General features: G+C 69.9%; 21 protein-coding genes. 8 read left to right on the top strand and 13 right to left on the bottom strand.

Annotated elements, in window-relative coordinates:
- Positions 1-53: 53 nt before the first annotated feature.
- Positions 54-671, top strand: coding sequence for a GNAT family N-acetyltransferase (locus tag ABZ693_RS14730; protein ID WP_359876417.1), 618 nt, complete (start codon positions 54-56; stop codon positions 669-671).
- Positions 672-781: 110 nt separating this feature from the next.
- On the opposite strand, the gene trxA is transcribed toward ABZ693_RS14730, so the two are convergent.
- The 7 genes from trxA to ABZ693_RS14695 all read right to left on the bottom strand — a co-directional run bounded on the left by trxA (position 782) and on the right by ABZ693_RS14695 (position 10626).
- Complete coding sequence (gene trxA / locus ABZ693_RS14725) at positions 782-1117, bottom strand: thioredoxin (protein ID WP_359876415.1); 336 nt, start codon at positions 1115-1117, stop codon at positions 782-784.
- A 49-nt stretch (positions 1118-1166) separates the two neighbouring features.
- Positions 1167-2132 carry a thioredoxin-disulfide reductase gene (gene trxB / locus ABZ693_RS14720; protein WP_359876413.1) on the bottom strand — a complete coding sequence of 322 codons (966 nt, stop codon included), beginning with the start codon at positions 2130-2132 and terminating at the stop codon, positions 1167-1169.
- A gap of 128 nt (positions 2133-2260) precedes the next feature.
- Positions 2261-3154 (bottom strand): RsmA family anti-sigma factor, encoded by an 894-nt coding sequence (locus tag ABZ693_RS14715; RefSeq protein ID WP_359876411.1) that lies wholly within the window; start codon positions 3152-3154, stop codon positions 2261-2263.
- Positions 3151-3885 (bottom strand): RNA polymerase sigma factor SigM, encoded by a 735-nt coding sequence (gene sigM, locus ABZ693_RS14710; RefSeq protein WP_359876409.1) that lies wholly within the window; start codon positions 3883-3885, stop codon positions 3151-3153. The genes ABZ693_RS14715 and sigM overlap by 4 nt, the downstream gene beginning before the upstream one ends.
- Before the next feature lie 41 nt (positions 3886-3926).
- Positions 3927-5663, bottom strand: a complete 1737-nt coding sequence (locus ABZ693_RS14705) for a protein kinase family protein (RefSeq protein ID WP_359876406.1) — start codon at positions 5661-5663, stop codon at positions 3927-3929.
- A gap of 129 nt (positions 5664-5792) precedes the next feature.
- The gene (gene murJ, locus ABZ693_RS14700) at positions 5793-8153 is read right to left on the bottom strand and encodes a murein biosynthesis integral membrane protein MurJ (protein ID WP_359876404.1); all 2361 of its coding nucleotides are present in this window, start codon (positions 8151-8153) and stop codon (positions 5793-5795) included.
- Positions 8154-8199: 46 nt separating this feature from the next.
- Complete coding sequence (locus tag ABZ693_RS14695) at positions 8200-10626, bottom strand: DUF6049 family protein (protein WP_359876402.1); 2427 nt, start codon at positions 10624-10626, stop codon at positions 8200-8202.
- A gap of 208 nt (positions 10627-10834) precedes the next feature.
- Between ABZ693_RS14695 and ABZ693_RS14690 the strand changes: the two genes are divergently transcribed.
- Positions 10835-12280 carry a CCA tRNA nucleotidyltransferase gene (locus ABZ693_RS14690; RefSeq protein ID WP_359876401.1) on the top strand — a complete coding sequence of 482 codons (1446 nt, stop codon included), beginning with the start codon at positions 10835-10837 and terminating at the stop codon, positions 12278-12280.
- A 146-nt stretch (positions 12281-12426) separates the two neighbouring features.
- Here ABZ693_RS14690 and ABZ693_RS14685 read toward each other — a convergent pair whose 3' ends face one another.
- From ABZ693_RS14685 to ABZ693_RS14675, 3 genes are all read right to left on the bottom strand, one after another.
- A complete protein-coding gene (locus ABZ693_RS14685; RefSeq protein ID WP_359876400.1) occupies positions 12427-13686 on the bottom strand; it encodes an MFS transporter in 1260 nt (419 codons plus the stop codon).
- 101 nt (positions 13687-13787) lie between these two features.
- Positions 13788-14870, bottom strand: a complete 1083-nt coding sequence (locus ABZ693_RS14680) for an inositol-3-phosphate synthase (RefSeq protein ID WP_359876399.1) — start codon at positions 14868-14870, stop codon at positions 13788-13790.
- Positions 14871-14917: 47 nt separating this feature from the next.
- Positions 14918-15598: a PadR family transcriptional regulator gene (locus ABZ693_RS14675; protein WP_359876397.1), complete on the bottom strand. Its 681-nt coding sequence runs from the start codon at positions 15596-15598 to the stop codon at positions 14918-14920.
- Positions 15599-16020: 422 nt separating this feature from the next.
- Here ABZ693_RS14675 and ABZ693_RS14670 point away from each other — a divergent pair, with 422 nt between their 5' ends.
- Both ABZ693_RS14670 and ABZ693_RS14665 read left to right on the top strand, forming a co-directional pair.
- Positions 16021-18777, top strand: coding sequence for a transglycosylase domain-containing protein (locus tag ABZ693_RS14670; protein WP_359876396.1), 2757 nt, complete (start codon positions 16021-16023; stop codon positions 18775-18777).
- A 114-nt stretch (positions 18778-18891) separates the two neighbouring features.
- Positions 18892-20370, top strand: a complete 1479-nt coding sequence (locus ABZ693_RS14665; protein WP_359876394.1) for a glycosyltransferase family 87 protein — start codon at positions 18892-18894, stop codon at positions 20368-20370.
- Between the two features lie 89 nt (positions 20371-20459).
- Here the strand turns inward: ABZ693_RS14665 and ABZ693_RS14660 are convergent, their stop codons facing one another.
- The 3 genes from ABZ693_RS14660 to ABZ693_RS14650 all read right to left on the bottom strand — a co-directional run bounded on the left by ABZ693_RS14660 (position 20460) and on the right by ABZ693_RS14650 (position 23193).
- Entirely contained in the window at positions 20460-21491 is a 1032-nt protein-coding gene (locus ABZ693_RS14660; protein WP_359876392.1) for an alanine racemase, read from the bottom strand.
- A gap of 94 nt (positions 21492-21585) precedes the next feature.
- Positions 21586-22704, bottom strand: a complete 1119-nt coding sequence (locus tag ABZ693_RS14655; RefSeq protein ID WP_359876390.1) for a lipid II:glycine glycyltransferase FemX — start codon at positions 22702-22704, stop codon at positions 21586-21588.
- A 174-nt stretch (positions 22705-22878) separates the two neighbouring features.
- Positions 22879-23193 carry a hypothetical protein gene (locus tag ABZ693_RS14650; RefSeq protein WP_359876389.1) on the bottom strand — a complete coding sequence of 105 codons (315 nt, stop codon included), beginning with the start codon at positions 23191-23193 and terminating at the stop codon, positions 22879-22881.
- Between the two features lie 278 nt (positions 23194-23471).
- Here ABZ693_RS14650 and rpsF point away from each other — a divergent pair, with 278 nt between their 5' ends.
- The 4 genes from rpsF (at position 23472) to rplI (ending at position 25178) form a co-directional block, all read left to right on the top strand.
- Positions 23472-23762 carry a 30S ribosomal protein S6 gene (rpsF, locus tag ABZ693_RS14645; RefSeq protein ID WP_359876387.1) on the top strand — a complete coding sequence of 97 codons (291 nt, stop codon included), beginning with the start codon at positions 23472-23474 and terminating at the stop codon, positions 23760-23762.
- A 74-nt stretch (positions 23763-23836) separates the two neighbouring features.
- A complete protein-coding gene (locus ABZ693_RS14640; RefSeq protein WP_359876386.1) occupies positions 23837-24418 on the top strand; it encodes a single-stranded DNA-binding protein in 582 nt (193 codons plus the stop codon).
- A gap of 58 nt (positions 24419-24476) precedes the next feature.
- The gene (gene rpsR / locus ABZ693_RS14635; protein ID WP_008746874.1) at positions 24477-24713 is read left to right on the top strand and encodes a 30S ribosomal protein S18; all 237 of its coding nucleotides are present in this window, start codon (positions 24477-24479) and stop codon (positions 24711-24713) included.
- Positions 24714-24731: 18 nt separating this feature from the next.
- Positions 24732-25178 carry a 50S ribosomal protein L9 gene (gene rplI, locus ABZ693_RS14630; RefSeq protein ID WP_359876384.1) on the top strand — a complete coding sequence of 149 codons (447 nt, stop codon included), beginning with the start codon at positions 24732-24734 and terminating at the stop codon, positions 25176-25178.
- The last annotated feature ends 116 nt before the right edge of the window (positions 25179-25294 follow it).

Here is a 25294-nt window from a genome sequence, read left to right as displayed (position 1 = left end):
GATGCGGACAGGCTTATTCGTACGGCGCTGGCCGAGGGAACCGAGGAGGAGCCGTGGGGCGTCGGCTCGTACCGCTCACCCTGGACAACCTTCCGGATCTCCCCAAGCGGTGTCGCTCCTGTGTCTTCTGGGAGCTCGACCCGGTGAGCGGGGAGGCGGCCGTGAAGGCCGGCCGCCCGGAACTGGAGAAAGAGGCCTGGATCTCCGCGGTGCTCCTGGAATGGGGTTCCTGCGGACGGGTCGTGTATGTCGACGAGGTCCCCGTCGGCTACGTGCTGTACGCGCCTCCCGCGTATGTGCCCCGCTCCACCGCCTTCCCCACCAGCCCGGTCGCCGCGGACGCGGCGCAGCTGATGACGGCCTGGATCATGCCGGGATACCAGGGGCAGGGGCTCGGGCGGGTGATGGTGCAGACCGTGGCGAAGGACTTACTGCGGCGCGGCTTCAAGGCGATCGAGGCCTTCGGGGACGCCCGCTGGAAGGAGCCTGCCTGTGTGCTCCCCGCCGACCAACTGCTGGCCGTGGGCTTCAAGACCGTACGGCCGCACCCGGCCTATCCCCGGCTGCGGCTGGAGCTGAGGTCGACGCTCTCCTGGAAGGAGGACGTCGAGATGGCCCTGGACCGGCTTCTGGGCGCCGTACAGAAGGAGCCGGCGCTGCGGCCCCTGTGACCCGGTGTCCCGTACGGGCCGGAGAGACGACGATGGCCCGCCCCCTTCCGGCGAATTCCAGGGGGCGGGCCATCGATGTCACCGATGTTTCACGTGAAACAGCGCGAAGGTCAGGCCTTCGTGACGAGGAAGTCCGAGAGGTCACGCTCGAGCGCGGCCTTCGGCTTGGCGCCGACGATCGTCTTCACGACCTCGCCACCCTGGTAGACGTTCATCGTCGGGATCGACATGACGCCGTACTTCGCGGCGGTGGCCGGGTTCTCGTCGATGTTGAGCTTCACGATCTCGATCTCGCCGTGCTCGGCGGCGATGGCCTCCAGCGACGGGGCGATCTGACGGCACGGGCCGCACCAGGCCGCCCAGAAGTCCACGAGAACGGGCTTGTCGCTCTTGAGGACCTCCTTCTCGAAGTCGGCGTCGGTGACGTTCTTCAGGGTGCCGGCCACGGCGGGCTCCTTCATGTGTGTGGGGTGTGGGGTGGGGGAGAAGTGAGGGTCAGACCGCGGGGGTCTCGGCGAGCTTCTCGCTGTCGGCGAGGGCGGCCAGGAAACGCTCGGCGTCGAGCGCCGCGGAGCAGCCGGTGCCGGCGGCGGTGATCGCCTGACGGTACGTGTGGTCGACGACGTCGCCCGCGCCGAAGACACCGGTGAGGTTGGTGCGGGTGGACGGGGCGTCGACCTTCAGGTAGCCCTCCTCGTCCAGCTCCAGCTGGCCCTTGAAGAGCTCGGTGCGCGGGTCGTGGCCCACGGCGATGAAGAGACCGGTCACCGGGAGCTCGCTGGTCTCGCCCGTCTTGGTGTTGCGCAGGGTCAGACCGCTGAGCTTCTGGTCGCCGTGGACCTCGGCGACCTCGCTGTCCCAGGCGAACTTGATCTTCGGGTCGGCGAACGCGCGCTCCTGCATCGCCTTGGAGGCGCGCAGCGAGTCACGGCGGTGGACGATCGTGACCGACTTGGCGAAGCGCGACAGGAAGGTGGCCTCCTCCATCGCGGTGTCGCCACCGCCGACCACGGCGATGTCCTGGTCCTTGAAGAAGAAGCCGTCGCAGGTGGCGCACCAGGAGACACCGCGGCCGGAGAGGGTGTCCTCGTTCGGCAGGCCGAGCTTGCGGTGCTGGGAGCCGGTCGTGACGATGACGGCCTTGGCCTGGTACACGTTGCCGGCGGTGTCGGTGACGGTCTTGATGTCGCCCGTGAGGTCCACGGCGACGATGTCGTCCGGCACGAGCTCGGCGCCGAAGCGCTCCGCCTGGGCGCGCATGTTGTCCATGAGGTCGGGGCCCATGATGCCGTCACGGTATCCCGGGAAGTTCTCCACCTCGGTCGTGTTCATCAGGGCGCCACCGGCGGTGACGGCCCCCTCGAAGACGAGCGGCTTCAGCGACGCGCGGGCGGTGTACAGCGCTGCGGTGTAACCCGCGGGCCCGGAGCCGATGATGATCACGTTACGGACGTCGCTCACGGGTTTCTTCCTCGTCTCTGCAGACTGCCTACCGCCTACGGTGGCGGTGGGAATTGCTTCCTTCACCCCACCCAACGGATCCTACGGGGCAAGCATTCCCGAGACCGCCACTCGGCGCGGCACGGACTTCAGGAGCGAGGGAGGGACTCCTGGGACAGGACGGCGGCCCGGTCGGATTTTCCGTCGGTGCAGGAGGCGTCGATCACATACGCCCGCACCCGGCTGGTGTCCGCGCTGTCAGGGAGAACGACGAGGTAGGCAGGCGTTCCGTCGGAGTCGCCGCGCTGGAAGGCGAGCACCGGGTCGGTGCGCTGGGTGCCGGCCCGTACACAGGCGGGCAGCTCCGCTGCCGCGCGTTTCCGGCCCCCTCCGCTGCCCTCACCGGAGAGCGAGCGAGGAGCGCCGCTGCCCTGGGGAGCCTGGAGAGTGCTGTCATCGTTCATCAGGTCCCGCACCGTGGACGCGACAGGCCGACCGTCGAACCGGGTGGTCTTCGAGGCGACGGCCATGTCGGACGGGCTGTCGGCGGCCGTGCCGGCGTCCTGGCCGTTCGACTGGAGCAAGAAGAGGCCCAGACCCAGCACCGCCGTCCCGAAGGCGGCGCCGAGGACGACGGTCCGGCGGCGGGCCCGACGGGGGCGACCGGGCCCGGTCGCGGCGGCCGGCCGGCCGGCGGGGCGGTCGGCGGTGGGACGGGCCGGGACGGACGGCGCGGGGCGTCTGTGCGATGTTTCACGTGAAACATGAGTGTCGGTGTCCGGCTCGGTCGCGTTCAACAGAGCCTCGGCGGCGAGCGCGGCGTCGATCCGTCCGGCGATCTCCCCGGGCATCCGGGGCGGTCCGGGAAGGGTGCCGAGCAGCCCCCGGATCTCCTCCAGGGAGGTGCGGACGTCGGCACACAGGGAACAGTCGTCGAGATGCTCACGTACGGCCGCACCGCGAGATGGGGGGAGCAGCCCCTCGGTGAGGTCGGAGATCTCCGAGACGTCCGGGTGCCGAGTCGTGTCGGCCGTGGAAGTCACGCGCGCCCACCTCCGCCCTTCACAACAGCTGGTTTGTCCGGTCCGGTATCCGCGGGTCCCGGCACCGTTGGGACGGATGCCCCCGGCGTCCGGTTCCTTCCCCCATCGGAGCCCTCGTTACCCACCGTGTCGCCGCGCAGATGAGTGAGGAGTGGCAGCAGTTTGGCCCGTCCACGTGCGCAGCGGCTCTTCACGGTCCCGGCGGGGACGTCGAGGAGCCGTGCGGCCTCGGCCACCGGGTACCCCTGCATGTCCACGAGGACGAGAGCCGCGCGCTGCTCGGCGGGCAGGGTGGAGAGGGCGGCGAGCAGCTGGCGGTGCAGATCCTGCCGCTCGGCGGGCGCCTCCGCGGATTCGTGCGGTTCCAGGAGCTGTTCAAAACGCTCCGTGTCGTTCATGGGTGAGGTGCGGCGCGAGGCGGCCTTGCGGGCCCGGTCCAGGCAGGCGTTCACCGTGATCCGGTGCAGCCAGGTGGTGACGGCCGACTGTCCGCGGAAGGTGTGGGCGGCCCGGAAGGCCGACACCAGGGCGTCCTGGACGGCGTCGGCGGCTTCCTCCCGGTCGCCGAGCGTCCGCAGCGCCACCGCCCACAGCCGGTCGCGGTGGCGCCGCACGAGTTCCCCGAAGGCGTCGGGGTCGCCGGCCACATGTCCGGCGAGCAGTTCCTGATCGCTGGGAGAGCCGGATTCGACGGCCTCTGATGCCACATCCCCCTCCTCGATCAGTGGCATGACACGTATGCGCGCTGGTCCAGCATCCCGGGAGCGGGAGGTTACGTCGGCGACCCCTTGAAGGACACATTGGTGACGGCTTGCTTGTAGCCGGCGTTGCTGTACTCGTCGCCGCCGGACCGCGGGACTGCCGTGAACCAGAGCAGCACGTAGCGGACCTTCTCCGGCGACTTCACGGTCATCGGGAGAGAGGCGCCGGAGGTCGTCGCCGTGGCGAGCTTCTTCATCGAGTCGGGGGAACCCGCCGGACTCAGGGAGTCCGTCGCGTACAGCGTCGCGGTCGTGTGATTGCCGCTGTAGCGCAGGTCTATGGACGCGGAAGCGAGACTCTGCTCCGAGCCGAGGTCGTAGACGATGCCCACACCCTGCTTGAAGGGTGCCAGGGTCGGCCCCTCGAAGAAGCTCTTGGTGCGCCAGTAGGTGGAGGCGTCCTTGTCGTAGGTGTCGCCCACGTTGTCGGCGTTCTGCGGTGAGCCGTCCGGGGCGTACTCCTGCGCCGCACTGATGACGAGCGGCTTCGGCGGGTTGGGCTTCTCATCCCCGCCCGGATTCTCCTGGGCGGGGGCCGGAGTCTCGGCCGACTTCCCCTGGTCCAGGAGCCGGTCCGCGATCTGCCAGCTGCCCAGGCCCAGGGCGGCGATCAGCAGGGCCGAGACGGCCCACTTCAGCGCCTTCCCGGTACGGCTCTGCAACGGGGGCGGCGGGACCACGACCGGCTGGGTCACCGCGGGGTGGGCCTGCGGGCGTCCGTAGGTGCCCTGCTGGTAGGTGGTGCGCTGGTACTCGGGCGGGCTGGGAAGCGGGAACTCCGGCTCCGGCGGGCGGATACGAGGCATCGCCGCGACGGCCTTGGCGAGCTCGTCCGGGGTGGTGCAGGGCGGTTCCTGGCGTGAGGCGGTGGCCCCGTCGTTCGCCAGGGCCCGCATGGCGATCTCCGACAGGCCGCGGTGGACGCCCGCCCGCACCTGGTCGGGCGGGAGCAGCCCGGTGCCCTTGGGGAGGCCGGACAGACCGTACGCGTCGCTCTCGTACGGCCAGCGCTGGGTGAGCGCCGCGTACAGCAGGGCGCCGATCGCCTCGGTGTCCGTGCGCTGGGGCCCCTCGGCGCTGATGCCGCGCAGGGCGGCGTTCACCGCGAGGCCGCGGATGCGGTACTGGCCGGTGGAGCTGCGGAGGACGGCGCTGGGGGTCAGGCGGAGGTGTGAGAGCCCCTCGCGGTGGGCGGCGGACATGGCCTGGGAGACCTGGCTGACCAGCTGGTAGGCGTCGTGCGGCTCCATGGGCCCGGCCGCGAGCAGTGCGGTCAGCTCGGTGGAGTCGGGCAGCCACTCGTGCACCACGTAGACGAGGTCGTTCTCCTCGACGGCGTCGAGGACCTGCACGAACCGGGGGTCGCCCAGGAGCGCGGCGGAGCGGGCGGCGGCGAGCACGGAACGGGCGCGCGGGTGGTCGGCGGGCAGGATGTGCACACCGACGGCACGCCGCAGTTTCTCGTCCACGGCACGCCAGCTGCTGAATCCGTCCAGCCGGGTGACGCACTCCTCCAGCCGGTACCGTCTCGCCAGCTTGTGGCCGCTGTGCAGTTCGGGTGCCGTGAGGGAGGGCGAGTCGCCGCCCTGCCGGTCGGCCGTATCGCCCTTCGCGTCCTTGGCGGAGGTGTCCGCCTGCTTCCGCTTTTCCGCCACCCCGTCGGTCGCGGCCGTGTCCGCCTTGGCGGTCAGCGGGTCGTCACCGCTGTTGTCGGCCACGTCGACGGCAGCCGTGCTACGTTCCGCCACCGTCGTTCCTGCCTCCCCATCCGTTGCGCCAGATCCAACAGCCATGCCAATTGTGCCCACAGTCCGGCGCTATGCACGACACGCGACGACCGCCGATGGTTGTGCGAACCGCGTGTTCTCGTCCGCGGATCAGCGTCCCAGACGGCCGCGGACCATGCCGACCATGGAGTTGAGCTCCGCGATCCGCATCCGCTTGGCCGCGAGGAAGAAGACTGCCAGCAGGACCGCGCCGCCCACCACGAGGGAGGCGAGCGAGCCCAGGGCGCCTTCGCCGAGCAGCTTCAGCAGGCCGAAACCGACCGCGCCGCCGACCAGGGCGGCGGGCAGGGCGGCCAGGCACAGCCGGGCGTAGGTGCGCAGGACGTGCGCGCCGTCCAGGTCTCCGCCGAGGCGGTTGCGCAGCCGCCGCCAGGCGACGCCGACGCCGACCGCGTAGGCCAGTCCGTAGGCGGCGGCCATGCCGACCACGGCCCACTGGGCGGGCAGCACCACGTAACAGACCGCCGAGACGGCCGCGTTGACCGCGGCGACGATGACGGTGTTGTAGAAGGGCGTCCGGGTGTCCTCGTAGGCGTAGAAGCCGCGGAGCACGACGTACTGGACGGAGTAGGGGATCAGGCCGAGGCCGAAGGCCATCAGGATGAAGCCCATGCCCTGGGCGGCCTCGATGCCGCTGGACGCGTAGAGCAGGGTGCACATCGGGACGCCGAGCGCCAGGAAGGTGAAGGCCACCGGGACGATCGCGACGGCCGAGTTACGCAGGCCCTGGGAGATGTCGTCGCGGACCGCGCCCGCGTCGTCGTCGTGGGCGGCGCGGGAGATCCGCGGCAGCAGGGCGGCCATGACGGAGACGGTGATGATGGCCTGCGGCATGCCCCAGATCAGCTGGGCGTTGGAGTAGGCGAGGAAGCCGGCGCCGTTCTTGCCGGACTCCTCGCCGGCCGCAGTGGCGAGCTGGGTGACGACCAGGACACCGGCCTGGTTGGCGAGCACGAACAGCACGGTCCACTTGGCCAGCTTGACCGTCTTGCCGAGGCCGTGGCCCTTCCAGTCGAAGCGGGGCCGGAAGCGGAAACCGGTCTCGCGCAGGTACGGGATCATCGCCAGGGCCTGGACGACGAGACCGAGCAGGGTGCCGATGCCGAGCAGGCGGATGCCCTCGTCCGGGATCGTCGTGACGCCCATGTGGGATTCGCCGGAGGTGCCGTACACCCAGATGAACAGGCCGAACGTGGCGATCATGACGATGTTGTTGAGGACCGGGGTCCACATCATCGCGCCGAACTTGCCGCGGGCGTTGAGGATCTGTCCCATCACCACGTGCACACCCATGAAGAAGATGGTGGGCAGGCAGTAGCGGGCGAAGGTGACGGCGACGCTGTTGGCCGCGGCGTCGTCGGAGATGGTGCTCGACATCGCCTTGATCAGCAGCGGTGCCGCGAACACGGCGATCGCGACGATCGCGCCGAGCGCGACCATGACGAGGGTGAGCAGCCGGTTGGCATAGGCCTCACCGCCGTCCTCGTCGCTCTTCATGGAGCGGACCAGCTGTGGCACGAAGACCGAGTTGAGGCCGCCGCCGACGGTGAGGATGTAGATCATCGTCGGCAGGGTGTACGCGACGGTGTAGGTGTCGCCGAGAAGCGCGGCGCCGAGGGCGCCGGTGATCACCAGGCTGCGGACGAAGCCGGTGAGGCGGGAGACCAGGGTGCCGGCCGCCATCACGGCGCTCGACTTGAGCAGCCCGGACGCCCGGCCTGCCTTCTTCGGCGCGGGGGCGGGCAGCGGGTTCTGCTCGGCAGCGGGCGGCGGCACCTGGCCGGGCGCCTGCTGGTCGCGGTAGAGGTGGGCGAAGGCGTCCGGCTCGGTCGCCTCCTCCCCCGCGGCGGTCACCAGGTCGTCGACACCGGTGAACTGCACCGTGTGGGCGTCGTCGCCGTACGGCAGGTGGCGCGAGGGGCCGTCGGGCTCCGGCGCGGGCGTCTGGGCCCACACCCGGGGGTCCGGGGCGTGCGGCTGCACGGCCGGCTGCTGGTAGAGCGACTGCGGCGGGGCGTAGGTGCCCGGCGGGGGCGGCGGGTGCGCGGCACGGTCGTAGAGCGCCTCGGACACCGGGTCCTGGGCGGACAGGTCCCGCGCCTGGTAGGGGTCCTGGGCGTAGGCGTCCTGGACGTACGGGTCCTGACCGTAGGGGGCCTGACCGTAAGGATTCGGGGCGGCGTACGGGCCCTGCGCCGGGGCCTGGGGGCCCTGGCCGTAGGGAGCCTGCGGGTGGGGTGCCTGCCCGTACTGGCCCTGCGCGTTCGGGTCGGGCGCGTACGGGGCCTGCCCGTACGGACCCTGCCGCGGTGCGTTCGGATCCGGGGGGTACGGGCCTTGCTGCGGCGACGGCACCGGCGGGTGGCCGGGGGCCGGTGCCGGGGGCGTACCGCCGGACGGCGCGGTGTCGCCCGCGCCCTGACCGCGGTCACCGTCGTACGGCGCGTTCATGGTTTACCCCACCTCATCGTCCCCGGCCGACCGGCCACGACATCGCTCAACGGTCCACTTTCTCACCCGCGCCCGACGGGTCGCCGCTTTCGGACCCGGTGTTGGGCGTCGGGTCACTCGGCTGCTCCGTCTCGGCGCCGTTCCCGGTCCCGGGACCGGCGGCGGGCTCGGGACCGGGGTCCGCCGTCTCGGTTCCGGCCGTGCCCTCGTCCTCGTTCCGGGCGTCGCCGTCCTCGGCTCCGTCCTCGGTCTCCGCCTCCGCCTCCGCCTCGGCCTCGGCTTCGGCTTCGGCCGCGGCGCGCCGGGCGGCGGCCCGCTTGCGCTGGCTGTACATCCGGATGCCGGCGAGGACCAGCAGCAGGACACCGCCCGCGATGACGAGCATCACGGTGGGAGTGATCTCGGAGACCTTCACCGTGAACGTCATCGGGGCGCCGTAGGGCGTGCCGTCCTCGGTGTAGAGCTGGGCCTTCATCAGGACCGGACCATTGGCGTTCGCCGAGGCGGTGAACTTCACCGACTGGCTGTGCCCGCCGTCGATCGTCACCGGGCGCGAGGCGACCGGGTCGCCCTCGACCAGCTTCAGACGGGTCCGGTTGTCGGAGGAGATCCGCAGCTCCAGGTGCTGCACACCCTGCAGCAGCCGGTTCTGCACGGTCACCGGGATGGTGGCGCTGCGGCCGGACAGGGTGAGGTCCGACTTCTTGACCAGCTGCACCTCTTCGGTGAGGCTCCGCAGATACCGCAGGACCTCCTCGCGGTAGAGCGCGGCCGAGGGGTCCTCGCCCCGCCAGGACGTGGACATCTCCCGGCTGATCGCGTTGGTGAAGGGCGGCACCACCCGGTCCGCGGCGGTCAGGATCACCCGGAAGTCGTCCAGCTCGTCCCGGGTCTCCTTCATCTTCTGGAAGGCCTTGGTGTCGAGCTCCTGGGCGCGCAGCTTCTTCGGATACGAGCGGCTGCTCGGGATCCGGGTCGAGGCGTCCGGGTCGGCCGGGTCCAGGACGGCGCCCGGCAGGTCCTGCGGCTCCGTCCACCGCTTGGCGGACAGCGCCTGCAGCGCCGTCGCCATGCTCTGCGCCTGCGACGTGGTGGGCATGCGCTGCGGGGCGACCACGACGCTGCGCTGCTGCTCGGGCAGCTCCAGGGTCGTGGCCAGCGACTGGGCGAGGAAGGACTGGATCGCCAGCGTGGAGTCGTCGGCCCGGACGAGGTCGCCCTGGAACGCCTTCGACAGCGCGGCGTCGCTGACGACCGCGGTCGTGCCGCCGCCGACCGCGCGGGCCGCGGTCGGGGTGTACGGCAGATCGTCGCGGAAGCTGTCGCTGCGGGCGATCACGTTGCTCGCGCCCGCCGAGGTGGCGACGGCCATGACCGACGGGTCGACGGCACCGTCGACGGGCCAGGCGAAGTCGGTCGACGGCTTCACGTGGAGCACCGTCTCGACCGTGCCGGCCGCCAGCGCGGTCGCCTGCTGGAGGTGCGCCAGGGAACCCGGGACCTCCTTGCCGTGGTGGGCGAGGGCGGCCAGATCGGGGTCGGCGAAGGGCAGGGCGACGACCTTGTGGCCCTGGACGGCCTTCTCCAGCTCGTCCAGCCAGCGCTTGGCGACCTCCTGGTTTTGGCCCGGCACCTCGGTGGTGCCGTCCTTGACCATGTAGGGCGCGGCCATCGCGTCCACGCTGGCGATCAGGTCCGGGTCGATGACCCAGGTCACCGGGAGGTCCTTGCCGAGCGCGACCATCTCGTCGAGCCGGCCGCCGGGAACGAGCTCGGCGGCGAGGTCGTCGTTCTCGAAGACCGGGGTCTGCTGCTGGTCGGCGCCCGTCTCGGCGGAGACATGCGCCGTGGAGATCAGCGGCCAGAGGTAGGTGAGCTTGGTGCGTTTCTCGGTCTCGTCGGGCTGGTACGGCAGGAAGGTCCGCTCGATGCCGAGCACTCGTTCGTACGACTGGCTCGTGGTCCGCCCTGTGACGGAGACCCCGAGCTGGTAGACACCGGAGTCGTCGAGGCCCAGCTTGGACACGGGCACGGAGAGCGAGAAATCGCGGCTGAGTCCGGCACCCAGCTTGGGGATCTCGACCGCGGCCCGCCCGCCGACGGTCTCCCCTTCGCCGCCGAAGCGGAAGGCGCCCCGGCCGGACACGTCGTCGATCTCGCTGCGGCTGGTCATCCGGGGACCCACACGGAGGTCGACCGTGGCGTTGGTCACGGCCTGCTTGGTCCGGTTGGTGACCGTTCCGGTGATGGTGAGGGTGTCGCCTTCCACCGGGGCCTTCGGCGCCAGGCTCCCCAGCGACACGTCCACGGCGCCGGCGCCGCTCGCGCTCTCGGCGGCCTGCGCCGCCGGGGCGGGCACGCCTTGGAGGAGCCCGGTCAGCAACGGCGCCGCCACAGCGAGTGAGGCCACGCGCCGTAGCCAGCGACGGGCAGGTGAGGGATGGGTCCCCTGGATAGCTGCCGCCTCGGCCACGCGTCGCCCGTCCTCGTCGTTGTCTGTGGTGCCAGTGGTGTCGGTGGTTCCGGATGCTGTGTCCAGGCATGGTAACGAGACGCGCGGGGCCCGAGTGCCGGGGTCTGCTCCAGCGGATGCCACGCGGGGGTCCTTCCCGGGCGCGCCCGCGCTCCGTGGGCGGAAACAGGGACGCCGGGGTGAGCCGGGGCACGTACCCTTTTCTGTTGTGCCGAACGCCAACGAAGACACCCCCACCGCACTGAGCCAGGTGCAGCGCCGCGCCGTCAGCGAACTGCTGCGCGTCTCCCCCGTCGCCGATGACCTCGCCCTCCGCTTCAAGGAGGCGGGATTCAGCCTCGCGCTGGTCGGCGGCTCGGTACGGGACGCCCTTCTTGGCCGTCTCGGCAACGACCTGGACTTCACCACCGACGCCCGCCCCGAGGACGTCCTGAAGATCGTCCGGCCCTGGGCCGACGCGGTCTGGGAGGTCGGGATCGCGTTCGGCACCGTCGGCTGCCAGAAGAACGGTTACCAGGTGGAGGTCACCACCTACCGTTCCGAGGCGTACGACCGCACTTCCCGCAAGCCCGAGGTCTCCTACGGCGACTCCATCGAGGAGGACCTGGTCCGCCGGGACTTCACCGTCAACGCGATGGCCGTGGCACTCCCGGAGAAGGAGTTCATCGACCCGCACGGCGGTCTGGAGGACCTGTCCGAGCGGGTGCTGCGCACGCCCGGAACCCCCGAGGAGTCCTTCTCCGACGACCCGCTGCGGATGATGCGTGCCGCGCGCTTCGCCGCGCAGCTGGACTTCGCCGTGGCCCCCGAGGTCGTCACCGCCATGACGGAGATGGCCGGCCGGCTGGAGATCGTCTCCGCCGAGCGGGTCCGCGAGGAGTTCAACAAGCTCCTGCTCTCCGCCCACCCCCGCAAGGGTCTCGGGCTCCTCGTCGGCACCGGTCTCGCCGCGCACGTCCTGCCCGAGCTTCCGGCGCTGCGCCTGGAGAGCGACGAGCACCACCGGCACAAGGACGTCTACGAGCACTCCCTCACCGTGCTCGACCAGGCCATCGACCTGGAGGAGGACGGCCCGGACCTGGTGCTGCGTCTGGCGGCCCTGCTGCACGACATCGGCAAGCCGCGCACCCGCCGTTTCGAGAAGGACGGCCGGGTCTCCTTCCACCACCACGAGGTGGTGGGCGCGAAGATGACCAAGAAGCGCATGACCGCGCTCAAGTACTCCAACGAGATGATCAAGGACGTCTCGCGGCTGGTGGAGCTGCACCTGCGCTTCCACGGCTACGGCACCGGCGAGTGGACCGACTCGGCCGTCCGCCGCTACGTCCGGGACGCGGGACCGCTGCTCTCCCGGCTCCACAAGCTGACCCGCTCCGACTGCACCACGCGCAACAAGCGCAAGGCCGCCGCGCTCTCCCGCGCCTACGACGGCCTGGAGGACCGCATCGCGCAGCTCCAGGAGCAGGAGGAGCTGGACGCGATCCGCCCGGACCTCGACGGCAACCAGATCCAGGAGATCCTGGGCATCGGTCCCGGCCCGGCCATCGGCCACGCGTACAAGGTCCTCCTTGAGCTGCGTCTGGAGAACGGACCCATGGAGCAGGCCGACGCCGTCGCCGCGCTCAAGGAGTGGTGGGCGACCCAGGAGGGCTAAGGCCTTTCTTTCGTGTCTTGCTCACCCAGCCTGACCCAAGAGACGGGCCTTCGGTTCGTCGCCGTTTCTCAAGGGTGTTTCACGTGAAACAACGGCGGTCCGGAGTGGTGGCGGGGCGGTGTTTCACGTGAAACACCGCCCCGCGGTCATGTGACCGAGCGTCGCCACCACAGGGCCGGCGGGATGACCGCGTAGAGCGCGGACACCATCACGACGAGGGCAGGGGAGCGTCCGTTCGGCGGCAGCATCAGGGCCGCGACTCCGGCCGCGCCGACGAAGGCGACGTTGAAGAGCACGTCGTAGAGGGAGAAGACCCGTCCGCGATAGGCGTCGTCCACAGAGGTCTGGACGACGGTGTCCGTCGCGATCTTCACGCCCTGGGTGGTCAGGCCGAGGACGAAGGCGGCCACCAGGAACGGTCCCTTGGCGAAGGTCAGGCCCAGGGCGGGAGTGAGCACAGCAGCGGTCCCCGCGCAGAACATGATCCAGCCGAACGGGCCGAGCCGCCCGACCGCCCAGGGCGAGAGCACCGCCGCGGCGAAGAACCCGGCCCCGGACGTGGCGACGGCGAGCCCGAGCACCGCGAGCCCCTGCGCCTCGGTGGTGCCCCACGCGTACCGGCTGAGCATGAGCACCGTCACGAACAGCGCGCCGTAGCAGAACCGCATCAGGGTGACCGCGGCGAGCGCGCGGGCGGCGGGGCGCCGCCGGGACAGATGCCGCAGCCCGCTCACCAGCCCCCGCGCGGTGGAGGTGAGCGCCGCCCCGATCCGGGGCTGGATCTGCTCCGGATCGGGGCCGAGGAGTTCGCGGGACATCCGGAGCGAGGCGAGGGCGGAGGCGAGGTAGAGCGCGGCGCCCAGCAGGACGACGGCGGCGTCGGAGTCGTGGGCGATCAGCCGGACGACGAAGGCGAGCCCTCCGCCGAGCGTCGCCGCGAGGGTGCCGGCGGTCGGCGACAGCGAGTTCGCGACGACGAGGCGTTCGTCGTCCACCACGCGCGGGAGCGCGGCGGAGAGCCCCGCCAGGACGAAGCGGTTGACGGCCGTGACGGCGAGGGCGGAGGCGTAGAAGAGCGCGTCGGGCGCGGAGGACAGCATGAGGAGCGCGGTCCCACAGGCCAGGAGGGCGCGGAGCAGGTTGCCGTAGAGGAAGACCTGGCGGCGCCGCCAGCGGTCGAGCAGGACCCCGGCGAACGGCCCGACGAAGGAGTACGGCAGCAGCAGGACCGCCATGGCGGAGGCGATGGCGGCGGGGCTGGTCTCCTTCTCGGGGGAGAAGACGACGTACGTGGCCAGGGCGACCTGGTAGACGCCGTCGGCGCACTGAGAGAGCAGCCGCACGGTCAGCAGACGGCGGAAGTCGCGCAGGCGGAGGAGGACGCGCAGATCACGCACGACGGACATGGCAGCAAGATTCACATACGACGAGGGTCCCCGGGCAGTGCCACGGGGACCCTCGTCGTCGATCGGCGGTCCTCAGCGGGGCCGACGGGCCGGTGCGTCGGTCAGCGCTCGACCTCGCCCTTGATGAACTTCTCGACGTTGGCCAGGGCCTCGTCGTCGAAGTACTGGACCGGCGGGGACTTCATGAAGTAGCTCGACGCGGAGAGGATCGGGCCGCCGATGCCGCGGTCCTTGGCGATCTTCGCGGCGCGCAGGGCGTCGATGATGACACCCGCGGAGTTCGGGGAGTCCCAGACCTCGAGCTTGTACTCCAGGTTCAGCGGGACGTCGCCGAAGGCGCGGCCCTCGAGGCGGACGTAGGCCCACTTGCGGTCGTCCAGCCAGGCCACGTAGTCCGACGGGCCGATGTGGACGTTCTTCTCACCGAGGTCCCGGTCGGGGATCTGGGAGGTGACGGCCTGCGTCTTGGAGATCTTCTTGGACTCCAGGCGCTCGCGCTCGAGCATGTTCTTGAAGTCCATGTTGCCGCCGACGTTCAGCTGCATGGTGCGCTCGAGACGGACACCGCGGTCCTCGAACAGCTTCGCCATGACGCGGTGCGTGATGGTGGCGCCGACCTGCGACTTGATGTCGTCACCGACGATCGGGACACCGGCCTCGGTGAACTTGTCCGCCCACTCCTTGGTGCCGGCGATGAAGACCGGGAGGGCGTTGACGAAGGCGACCTTGGCGTCGATGGCGCACTGGGCGTAGAACTTCGCCGCGTCCTCGGAGCCGACGGGCAGGTAGCAGACGAGCACGTCGACCTGGCGGTCCTTGAGGATCTGGACGACGTCGACCGGGGCCTCGGTCGACTCCTCGATGGTCTGGCGGTAGTACTTGCCGAGACCGTCGAGGGTGTGACCGCGCTGGACCGTGACGCCCGTGGCCGGGACGTCGCAGATCTTGATGGTGTTGTTCTCGCTGGCGCCCATGGCGTCCGCCAGGTCGAGACCGACCTTCTTCGCGTCCACGTCGAACGCGGCGACGAACTCCACGTCACCGACGTGGTAGTCGCCGAACTGGACGTGCATCAGACCGGGGACCTTGGACGCCGGGTCGGCGTCCTTGTAGTACTCGACGCCCTGGACCAGCGAGGTGGCGCAGTTGCCCACGCCGACAATGGCTACGCGAACCGAACCCATTCCGGTTGCTCCCTGTGTGATCGTGGAAGCCCTGCGCGAGCAGGGTTTCACTTGGCGGTGTCGTCGGACGGATCCGGCCGGGTCTTGCCCCCGTGCCGGGGCAGACCGCCCGTGTCTCCAGAGTTTTCGTGTCGCTGAGCGGCGTCCTCGGGGCCGGATCGCTGATCCCGTCCCGCCCGCTCGCTTTCGATGAGCTCGTTCAGCCAGCGCACTTCGCGCTCCACGGACTCCATTCCGTGGCGCTGGAGCTCCAGCGTGTAGTCGTCGAGGCGCTCGCGCGTCCGGTTCAAGGAACCGCGCATCTTCTCCAGGCGCTCCTCCAGCCGGCTGCGCCGGCCTTCCAGCACCCGCATCCGCACCTCGCGCTCGGTCTGCCCGAAGAAGGCGAAGCGAGCGGCGAAGTGTTCGTCTTCCCAGGAGTCCGGACCGGTGTGGGAAAGAAGCTCCTCGAAGCGTTCCTTACCGTCGGCCGTCAGCCGGTAGACGATCTTGGCGCGGCGTCCTGCGAGCGAGGCCGCCACGGCGTCCTCGGGTGCGCTGCCCGGTTCCTCGATCAACCAGCCGTTGGCGACCAGCGTCTTGAGGCAGGGATAGAGGGTCCCGTAGCTGAACGCCCGGAAGATCCCCAGCGAGGTGTTGAGCCGCTTGCGCAGCTCGTACCCGTGCATCGGAGCCTCACGGAGCAGACCGAGAACGGCGAACTCGAGGATTCCTGAACGCCTGCTCACTCGCCGCCTCCTTCGCTCCGCGGACCCGGCCGTTCGACGGACGGGTCTCGGTGACCTCATGCGAAAACTCGTATGCCGAGCCGATGTGCCGCACTGATGTATCGACTCGATACATCCAGACGATAGAGCTGACCCGGGGACGCGACAAGAGGGGGCCGAGTGACCGGTGTCACATCACTGATTCACAGCAATCGACTTGCCTGATTTGGGGTGAACTCCGAACCTAGGCAGGTTTTGGCCGTGCGTAGTCTGTGCGGCATGCAGAGCACCGGGAACCGCGCAAGGGCGCGCAGCGTCAGTGAAGCGAGTGCCCGGTCGGCACGGTCCGTCCTTGTCCGAGGCCCGGCCGTGTGCATGTCGGGGGGACCGGAACTCAACTGCCGCTTCCAGGCGTACGCGCCTGCCCGAGGAGTAGTCGTTCGATGAGCGAGCACCGTCGCAAAATGCCGCCACAGCCGCCGACCGGCGGCCGCGCTGCGGCCCGGCGCGCCGCCCAGCAGCCCATGGGCCGCAGGCCGGCCCCTGACCACGATTCCGCTGCGGGGTCCCCTTCGGCCTCGTATGATCCGCCCTCCACACATGGAGGAGAGGAGCGCCCCTACGGAGGGCGCGCCGAGGCCCGGCGGGCCGCCCAGCGGGGCGGGCGCAGGCGCGTACCCGAGAGCGGAGGCGCCGGCGGGGGGCGCCGCGGCGGTGGCGGTGGCGGCCGCGGCGGTGGTCCCGGACGCGGCGCGGGCGGCGGCCGTCCGCCCGGCAAGAAGCGGATGATCGACTACCCGCGTCACGACAAGTACGGCTGGAAGCGCTGGATGCCGTCGTGGAAGCTCACGACGGGCCTGTTCCTGGGGTTCTTCGGCAGCCTGCTGGGCGCGGGCGCGCTCGCGTACGCCTGGGTGGACATCCCCAACGAGGCCCTCAGCGCCAAGCAGCAGAACAACGTCTTCTACTGGGACGACGGCACACAGATGGCCGCGACCGGTGGTGACGTCAACCGGCAGATCCTCGAGTACTCGCAGATCCCGCGGGCCATGCAGAACGCGGTGGTCTCCGCCGAGAACAAGACCTTCTGGGACGACTCCGGCATCGACCCGATGGGCATCGCCCGCGCCGTGTGGAACATGGCCAAGGGCGGGAACAAGCAGGGCGGCTCCACCATCACGCAGCAGTACGTGAAGAACAACCGTCTGGACGACCAGTCGCAGACGGTGAGCCGCAAGGTGAAGGAACTCTTCATCTCGATGCGGGTGGGCAACGACCTGGGCAAGGCCGACATCATGGCGGGGTACCTCAACACCTCGTACTACGGCCGTGGTGCCTACGGCATCCAGGCCGCGGCCCGCACGTACTTCGGCAAGGACGCCACGGACCTCACCCCGAGCGAGTGCGCCTTCCTCGCGTCGCTGCTCAAGGGCGCCACGTACTACGACCCGGCCGGTGCTCCCGAGATCGACCCGACGGCCACGGCGGAGGCGAACACCGAGCGGGCCAAGAAGCGCTGGAAGTGGATCCTCGACGAGATGACCACGGACAAGTGGCTGACTCCCGAGGAGCGCGCGAAGTACACGGAGTTCCCCAAGGTGAAGCCGCGCACCCAGGGTGCGCAGCTCGGCGGCCAGATCGGCTACCTGGTGCGGACGGCCGAGGCGAACTTCCTCAACAACAACGACCGGAACATCACGGCGCAGCAGTTCGCCAAGGGCGGCTTCGAGGTCCACACGACCTTCAAGAAGAAGAACGTCAAGGCCCTTGAAGATGCGGTCAACAGCATCAACAAGGAGTACATCAACCCGAAGAAGCGCCCGACGACCGACACCCACGTCCAGTTCGGTGGCTCGTCGGTGGACGTGAAGACGGGCGCGATCGTGGCGCTGTACGGCGGCAAGAACGCCACCGAGCACTTCACCAACAACGCCGACCAGACCGGTGCCCAGGTCGGTTCGACCTTCAAGCCCTTCGTGCTGGCCGCCGCGATGCGCGACGGTGTGCGTAACCCCAAGCTCGGCAGGGTGCAGGGTCCCGCGGACCGCAGGATCGTCGACCCGGACAAGAGCCGCTACAACGGCCAGAACAAGCTGAAGATCAAGAACTACGACGGGTCGATCTGGCTCGACGAGAAGGACAACGACTGGCTCCAGGTCAACGACGACGACGCGAGTTACGGCAACATCAGCCTGCGTGAGGCGATGGAGCACTCCGCCAACTCGCCCTACGTGCAGCTCGGCATGGACGTCGGCATCGACAAGGTCCGCCAGGCCGCCATGGACGCGGGTCTGCTGGAGTCGTCGCTGGTGAAGGCCGACGTGCCGTCGTTCTCCCTCGGTATCTCCTCCCCGAGCGCGATCCGGATGGCCGGCGCGTACGCCACCTTCGGCAACAACGGCGAGCGCAACGACGTCTTCTCGGTGACCGAGGTCCGCCAGCGCGGCGAGGTCATCTACAAGCACAAGTCGGCGCCCAAGCGCGCGTTCTCGACCGCGGTCGCGAGCAACGTCACTGATGTCCTGAAGGACGTCGTCAAGAAGGGCACCGGCCGGAAGGCCGCCCTCGCCGACCGTGAGGCGGCCGGCAAGACGGGTACGACCGACGGCAACAACTCGGCCTGGTTCGTGGGCTACACCCCCGAGCTGTCGACCGCCGTCGACATGTACCGCTTCAACGACGACGACAACGTCAAGGACCGTAAGTTCGAGTCCATGTACGGTACGGGCGCCCAGCCGAAGATCCACGGTAATTCGTTCCCCTCCCGCATCTGGCACGACTACATGACCGCGGTGCTGAAGGGGAAGCCGGCGACGAGCTTCCCGGCCCCCGAGGAGCTCGACGGCGAGACGGTCTACGGCGGCGGCGCCGTCAGCCCGACCCCGACGCCGACCCCGACGCCGTCGAAGGAGCCCACCGAGGAGCCGTCGACGGAGCCGACCACCAAGGAGCCGACCAAGTCGCCGAAGCCCGACAAGACCTGCAACGTCTGGGATTGGCCGTGTGACCCGAACGGCGGCAACGGCGGCGGCGCGAACGGCGGCGGCGCGAACGGCGGGAACGACAACGGCGGACCCGGTGGCGGACTGCCCACCACGACGCCGCCGACCGAGCCCACCGGCCCGCCGACCTCCGATTCCAACGGTGGCGGTAACGGCCGGCCGGGTGGCAACACCAGCTGGGGCGGCCTCGGCGGCTGACCCACCGCGCCCGGCGCCTTTCGAGGGCCGCCGCGCCCGGTCCGTACCTCGCGTACGGCACCGGGTGCGGCGGCCCTCGCCGTTTTCGCGGGCCGGTACGGCAGGATGGCCCCCATGCCGAGCCTCCAGAAGACGAGCCCTCCGCGGGATCCGGTGGTCCGCCCCACCCACGCGGACGACGTGGCGGCCCGGAGCAGCGAGCTGATCGGCGGGCCGGCCGGACGCCGGGCGGCGCCCGGCCGCGGATGGCTCACCCCGGTGCGGACCGTCGTCCTGGTGACCCTCGGGATGTACGCCCTCGGCATGGTGCAGAAACTGCCCTGCTACAACTGGGCCTGGTTCCAGGGCTCCACCTCGCAGTACACCCACGCCTGCTACTCCGACATCCCGCATCTGTTCTCCGGGCGCGGCTTCGCGGAGGGCCTGGTCCCGTACTTCGACCGGATCGGCGGCGACATACCGTTCCTGGAGTACCCGGTCCTGACCGGCCTGTTCATGGAGGTCGCCGCCTGGCTGACGCCGGACGGCGCCGACCTGACCGGACGGCAGCAGACGTACTGGATGGTCAACGCGGGCCTGCTGATGGTGTGCGCGGCCGTCCTCGCCGTCTGCGTCGCCCGGACGCACCGTACGCGCCCCTGGGACGGCCTCCTGGTGGCCCTCGCGCCCGCCTTCGCGCTGACCGCCACCATCAACTGGGACCTGCTGGCCGTCGCGCTCACGGCCGCCGCGATGCTGCTGTGGTCGCGGAGCCGCCCGTTCGGGGCCGGCGTCCTGCTGGGACTGGCGACGGCCGCCAAGTTCTATCCGGCGCTGCTGCTCCTGCCCCTGATCCTGCTGTGCTGGCGGGCCGGGCGCCTGCGGGCGTTCGGCACGACGGTCCTGGGCGCGGCCGGGGCATGGCTCCTGGTGAACCTGCCGGTGATGCTGACGGCGCCGGAGGGCTGGCGGCAGTTCTACGTCTTCAGCACCGAGCGGAACGTCGACTACGGCTCGGTCTGGCTGCTGATCAGCCAGAACACCGGGAACCCGATCCCGCCCGACACGGCCAACCGCTGGGCGCTGTTCCTGATGCTGCTCGCCGCGCTGGGACTCGCGTACCTGACGCTCACCGCGCCGCGCCGGCCCCGGTTCGCCCAGCTGGCGTTCCTGGTCGTCGCCGCGTTCGTGCTCGTCAACAAGGTCTACTCGCCGCAGTACGTGCTGTGGCTCGTCCCGCTCGCCGCGCTCGCCCGGCCGCGCTGGCGTGACTTCCTGGTCTGGCAGGCCTGCGAGGTCCTGTACTTCCTCGCGATCTGGCTCTACCTGGCCTACGGGGCGAGCGGCAACAAGCAGGGTCTGCCGACCGACGGCTACCAGTTCGCGATCGTCCTGCACGTGCTCGGCACGCTCTGGCTGTGCGCGCTGGTCGTCCGCGACATCCTGGAGCCCGGCCGGGACGACGTACGGCGAGGCGGCGTGGACGATCCCTCGGGCGGCGTCCTGGACGGGGCCGCGGACGCCTTCGTCGCCGGGCGGGCGGCGCGGCCGGGGCTGCCCGCGGAGCCGGACGGACAGGCGCCGCGGGTCGAGTGGGGCGTGCCGGAGAAGTGACCCCCGCGGGGAGACGAGGAGAGCGGCCCCCGGGGTGTCCCGGGGGCCGCTCTCCTCGTCTCAGGGGCCGGGTGGCCGTCCGCTGCGGCTCAGCGCTCGACGATCCGGTCGTACTGGGTCGTGGTGTGGCGCAGGTGCGCGACGAGTTCGTCGCCCACCTTGGGCTCCTGGGCGTCGGCCGGCACGAACAGGATCGACACCTGCATGTGCGGCGGCTCGGCGAACCAGCGCTGCTTCCCGTCCCAGACGAACGGGGAGAGGTTCCGGTTCACCGTCGCGAGGCCGGCGCGGGCGACGCCCTTGGCCCGCGGCATCACCCCGTGCATGGCCTTGGGAGCCTCCAGGCCGACACCGTGCGAGGTGCCGCCGGCGACCACCACGAGCCAGCCCTCCGAGGCGGCCTTCTGCTGCCGGTAGCCGAAGCGGTCGCCCTTGGCGACGCGGGTGACGTCGAGGACCGCGCCCCGGTACTGGGTGGCCTCGTGGTCGCCCAGCCACAGCCGGGTGCCGATCCGGGCGCGGAACCGGGTCTGCGGGAACTGCTGCTGGAGCCGGGCCTGCTCGTCGCCGCGCAGGTGGCTGACGAACATGGTGTGCAGCGGCAGCCGGGCGGCCCGCAGCCGGTTCATCCAGCCGATGACCTCCTCGACGGCGTCCGTGCCGTCGGGGCGGTCCAGGGGCAGGTGCAGGGCGAAGCCCTCCAGCCGTACGTCCTCTATGGCGGCGTGCAGCCGGGGCAGGTCCTCCTCGTGGACGCCGTGGCGCTTCATCGAGCTCATGCACTCGATGACGACGCGGGCGCCCACCAGGGCATGTACGCCGTCCACGGACGACACGGAGCGGATCACCCGGTCCGGCAGTGGCACCGGCTCCTCGCCCCGCCGGAACGGGGTGAGGACGAGCAGGTCGCCGCTGAACCAGTCCTTGATCTTGGCGGCCTCGTACGTGGTGCCCACCGCGAGCATGTCGGCGCCGAACCGCATGGCCTCCTCGGAGAGGCGCTCGTGGCCGAACCCGTAGCCGTTGCCCTTGCAGACCGGGATGAGACCGGGGAACTGCTCGATCACGGTCTTCTGGTGCGCCCGCCAGCGAGCGGTGTCGACATAGAGGGAGAGCGCCATGGCCGGCCCGGGACCTTTCTGGTGGCGACGACAAGTCGAGAGAAGGTGTACGAACTGCTTATGAGACTACGCAAGCCTCGGGCATGACGTGCCGTCAGCGGCGCGACATGTAGATGTCCAGAGCCTTGTGCAGGAGCTTGTTGAGCGGGAAGTCCCACTCGCCGACGTACTCGGCGGCCTCGCCACCCGTGCCGACCTTGAACTGGATGAGGCCGAAGAGGTGGTCGTTCTCGTCCAGCGAGTCCGAGATACCGCGCAGGTCGTAGACGGTCGCGCCCATCGCGTACGCGTCGCGCAGCATCCGCCACTGCATCGCGTTCGAGGGCCGGACCTCACGGCCGATGTTGTCGGAGGCGCCGTAGGAGTACCAGACGTGACCGCCGACGACGAGCATGGTGGCGGCGGAGAGGTTCACCCCGTTGTGGCGGGCGAAGTAGAGCCGCATGCGGTTGGGGTCCTCGTTGTTGAGGACGGTCCACATGCGCTGGAAGTACGAGAGCGGGCGCGGCCGGAACTTGTCGCGGACGGCCGTGATCTCATAGAGCCGCTGCCACTCGGCGAGGTCCTCGTAACCGCCCTGGACGACCTCGACACCGGCCTTCTCGGCCTTCTTGATGTTGCGGCGCCACAGCTGGTTGAAGCCCTTGAGGACGTCGTCGAGCGCGCGGTTCGCGAGCGGGACCTGGTAGACGTAGCGGGGCTGCACGTCGCCGAAGCCGGCGCCGCCGTCCTCGCCCTGCTGCCAGCCCATCTTCCGCAGCCGGTCGGCGACCTCGAAGGCGCGCGGCTCGATGTGGGTGGCCTCGATGTCCCGCAGGCGCTTGACGTCCGGGTCCTGGATGCCGGCCTTGATCGCGGCCGCGTTCCAGCGGCGGATGACGACCGGCGGGCCCATCTTCACGGAGAAGGCGCCCTGCTGCTTCAGGTGGGCGAGCATCGGCTGCAGCCACTCGTCCAGGTTCGGGGCGAACCAGTTGATGACCGGACCCTCGGGCAGGTAGGCCAGGTAGCGCTTGATCTTCGGCAGCTGGCGGTACAGCACCAGGCCGGCACCGACGAGCATGCCGTCCTTGTCGAACCAGCCGAGGTTCTCCGAACGCCACTCGGTCTTCACGTCTGCCCATGCCGGAACCTGGCAGTGACTCGCCGAGGGCTGGCTCTGGATGAACGCCAGATGTTGCTCGCGGCTGATGGTCCTCAGGGTCAGGCTCATGTCGGGGCGCTCCTCGGCAGGTGTGTCCCCATCGGGTCAGGGGCTCCGGCTCTCGCGCCGAAGCCTACTGCGAGCGGGGAGCGCTCCGATGGGCCGTGTCGGGCCCGGCAGCCCCCGTGACGTGCCGGGACCGATGCGCGGACGGCTCGTGGATGGGTCGTGGACGGACGGTGGCTAGTGGATCACGCCGCCGAAGAGGCCGCCGTGGGCCATGCCGAGGAAGAAGCCGACGCCGGCCAGGCCGAGGCCGACGACCAGCACGAAGCGTTCGCGCGTGGTGGCGGAGATGTACTGCCCGTAGGCGCCGGTCAGGATCCCGATCAGACCGGACCAGGAGCTGAGCAGGTGCAGGTTGTGGAACTGGGCGGTGATGAAGGACAGAAGGCCGAGCACCAGCGTCACGGCCATCAGGGTGTCCTGGACCGGGTGGGGCTTGCCGTCCGTGGCGAAGAGGGAGTGGCCGGAGTTGGGTCGCATTGCCTGGGCCATGGGGCACCTCCTGGCGTACCTGCCGGACGGCGGCGCCTGTGACGCCGCCGACATCCGTTGTGTACAGATTGCGTCCCCCCTCCGTCGAATTTCAACCGGAGCGTCCTCTCACCATGGAATTTCAACCACGGGGCGATGTGCGGGTAGTCTGTACCGTCTGCACCGGTGTCTGCCCAGGTCCGTCCAGGACTCGTGGCGACGGCGCCGTTGCGACACGCATTAGACCCTCCTGCCACGGAACGACCGTGGCCGCTGAGTCCAAAGGAGGTGGGTTCCACATGCGTCACTACGAGGTGATGGTCATCCTCGACCCCGATCTCGAGGAGCGCGCTGTCTCCCCGCTGATCGAGAACTTCCTCTCCGTCGTCCGTGAGGGCGACGGAAAGGTCGAGAAGGTCGACACCTGGGGCCGTCGTCGTCTCGCCTACGAGATCAAGAAGAAGCCCGAGGGCATCTACTCGGTCATCGACCTGCAGGCCGAGCCTGCGGTCGTCAAGGAGCTCGACCGCCAGATGAACCTGAACGAGTCGGTCCTCCGGACCAAGGTCCTCCGCCCCGAGACCCACTGAGCTTTCCGCTCACAGGTTTTCGGGTCCGAGTAGCAACAAGCAGCCAGAAGCAAATCCCGCCGAGAGGTTCACCCATGGCAGGCGAGACCGTCATCACGGTCGTCGGCAATCTTGTCGACGACCCCGAGCTGCGCTTCACCCCGTCCGGCGCGGCGGTCGCGAAGTTCCGTGTCGCGTCCACTCCCCGCACCTTCGACCGTCAGACCAACGAGTGGAAGGACGGCGAAAGCCTGTTCCTGACCTGCTCGGTCTGGCGTCAGGCGGCGGAGAACGTCGCGGAGTCCCTTCAGAAGGGCATGCGCGTCGTCGTGCAGGGTCGTCTGAAGCAGCGGTCCTACGAGGACCGCGAGGGTGTCAAGCGCACGGTCTACGAGCTGGACGTCGAGGAAGTCGGCCCCAGCCTGAAGAACGCCACGGCCAAGGTCACCCGTACCACCGGTCGCGGTGGCCAGGGTGGCGGCGGTTACGGCGGCGGTCAGCAGCAGGGTGGCGGCGGCGGTGGCTGGGGCGGTGGCGCTCCGCAGCAGCAGGGCGGCGGCGCTCCCTCCGACGACCCCTGGGCCTCCAGTGCCCCGTCCGGCGGCCAGCAGGGCGGCGGCGGTGGCGGCTGGGGTGGCAACTCCGGCGGCGGCTACTCGGACGAGCCTCCCTTCTAGGGCTTACGCCCTGGGAGCAGCTCGTACCCAAACTTCTTGATCACACAGGAGAAACACCATGGCGAAGCCGCCTGTGCGCAAGCCTAAGAAGAAGGTCTGCGCATTCTGCAAGGACAAGGTCACGTACGTTGACTACAAGGACACGAACATGCTGCGGAAGTACATTTCCGACCGCGGCAAGATCCGTGCCCGTCGCGTGACCGGCAACTGCACGCAGCACCAGCGTGACGTCGCCACGGCCGTCAAGAACAGCCGTGAGATGGCGCTGCTGCCCTACACGTCCACCGCGCGCTAAGGGAAGGGTGACCGAAAAATGAAGATCATCCTCACCCACGAGGTGTCCGGCCTCGGTACCGCCGGCGACGTCGTCGACGTCAAGGACGGCTACGCTCGCAACTACCTGGTCCCGCGTGGTTTCGCGATCCGCTGGACCAAGGGTGGCGAGAAGGACGTGGCGCAGATCCGCCGCGCCCGCAAGATCCACGAGATCGCGACCATCGAGCAGGCCAACGAGATCAAGGCTCAGCTCGAGGGTACGAAGGTCCGTCTGGCCGTTCGCTCCGGCGACGCCGGCCGTCTCTTCGGCTCCGTGACTCAGGCCGACATCGCCGACGCGATCAAGACCGCCGGTGGCCCGGCCGTCGACAAGCGTCGTGTCGAGCTCGGCTCCGCGATCAAGACCCTGGGCTCGCACCAGGTGTCGGTGCGCCTGCACGCCGACGTCATCGCGAAGCTCGGCGTCGAGGTCGTCGCCGCGTAACACTGCCCTTGGGCAGAGTTCGCGCTCAGCAGTACGGAAGGGCCGCACCCCTCGGGGTGCGGCCCTTCCGCTGTTTCACGTGAAACATCCACGGTCGTTGTTTCACGTGAAACAAC

The sequence above is a fragment of the Streptomyces laurentii genome (genome assembly GCF_040635425.1).
GTDB classification, from domain to species: Bacteria; Actinomycetota; Actinomycetes; order Streptomycetales; family Streptomycetaceae; genus Streptomyces; species Streptomyces laurentii.
This window is presented reverse-complemented; position numbering and strand designations above follow the sequence as displayed.

Bases quoted from the DNA above. Each gene is read 5' to 3' on its own strand.
- ABZ693_RS14660 (WP_359876392.1), bottom strand. From the start codon at position 21,491: ATGGCGCTCTCCCTCTATGTCGACACCGCTCGCTGGCGGGCGCACCAG.
- rpsF (WP_359876387.1), top strand. From the start codon at position 23,472: ATGCGTCACTACGAGGTGATGGTCATCCTCGACCCCGATCTCGAGGAG.
- murJ (WP_359876404.1), bottom strand. From the start codon at position 8,153: ATGAACGCGCCGTACGACGGTGACCGCGGTCAGGGCGCGGGCGACACC.
- rpsR (WP_008746874.1), top strand. From the start codon at position 24,477: ATGGCGAAGCCGCCTGTGCGCAAGCCTAAGAAGAAGGTCTGCGCATTC.
- rplI (WP_359876384.1), top strand. From the start codon at position 24,732: ATGAAGATCATCCTCACCCACGAGGTGTCCGGCCTCGGTACCGCCGGC.
- sigM (WP_359876409.1), bottom strand. From the start codon at position 3,885: ATGCCACTGATCGAGGAGGGGGATGTGGCATCAGAGGCCGTCGAATCC.
- ABZ693_RS14685 (WP_359876400.1), bottom strand. From the start codon at position 13,686: ATGTCCGTCGTGCGTGATCTGCGCGTCCTCCTCCGCCTGCGCGACTTC.
- ABZ693_RS14655 (WP_359876390.1), bottom strand. From the start codon at position 22,704: ATGAGCCTGACCCTGAGGACCATCAGCCGCGAGCAACATCTGGCGTTC.
- ABZ693_RS14640 (WP_359876386.1), top strand. From the start codon at position 23,837: ATGGCAGGCGAGACCGTCATCACGGTCGTCGGCAATCTTGTCGACGAC.
- ABZ693_RS14670 (WP_359876396.1), top strand. From the start codon at position 16,021: ATGAGCGAGCACCGTCGCAAAATGCCGCCACAGCCGCCGACCGGCGGC.
- ABZ693_RS14680 (WP_359876399.1), bottom strand. From the start codon at position 14,870: ATGGGTTCGGTTCGCGTAGCCATTGTCGGCGTGGGCAACTGCGCCACC.
- ABZ693_RS14665 (WP_359876394.1), top strand. From the start codon at position 18,892: ATGCCGAGCCTCCAGAAGACGAGCCCTCCGCGGGATCCGGTGGTCCGC.
- ABZ693_RS14650 (WP_359876389.1), bottom strand. From the start codon at position 23,193: ATGGCCCAGGCAATGCGACCCAACTCCGGCCACTCCCTCTTCGCCACG.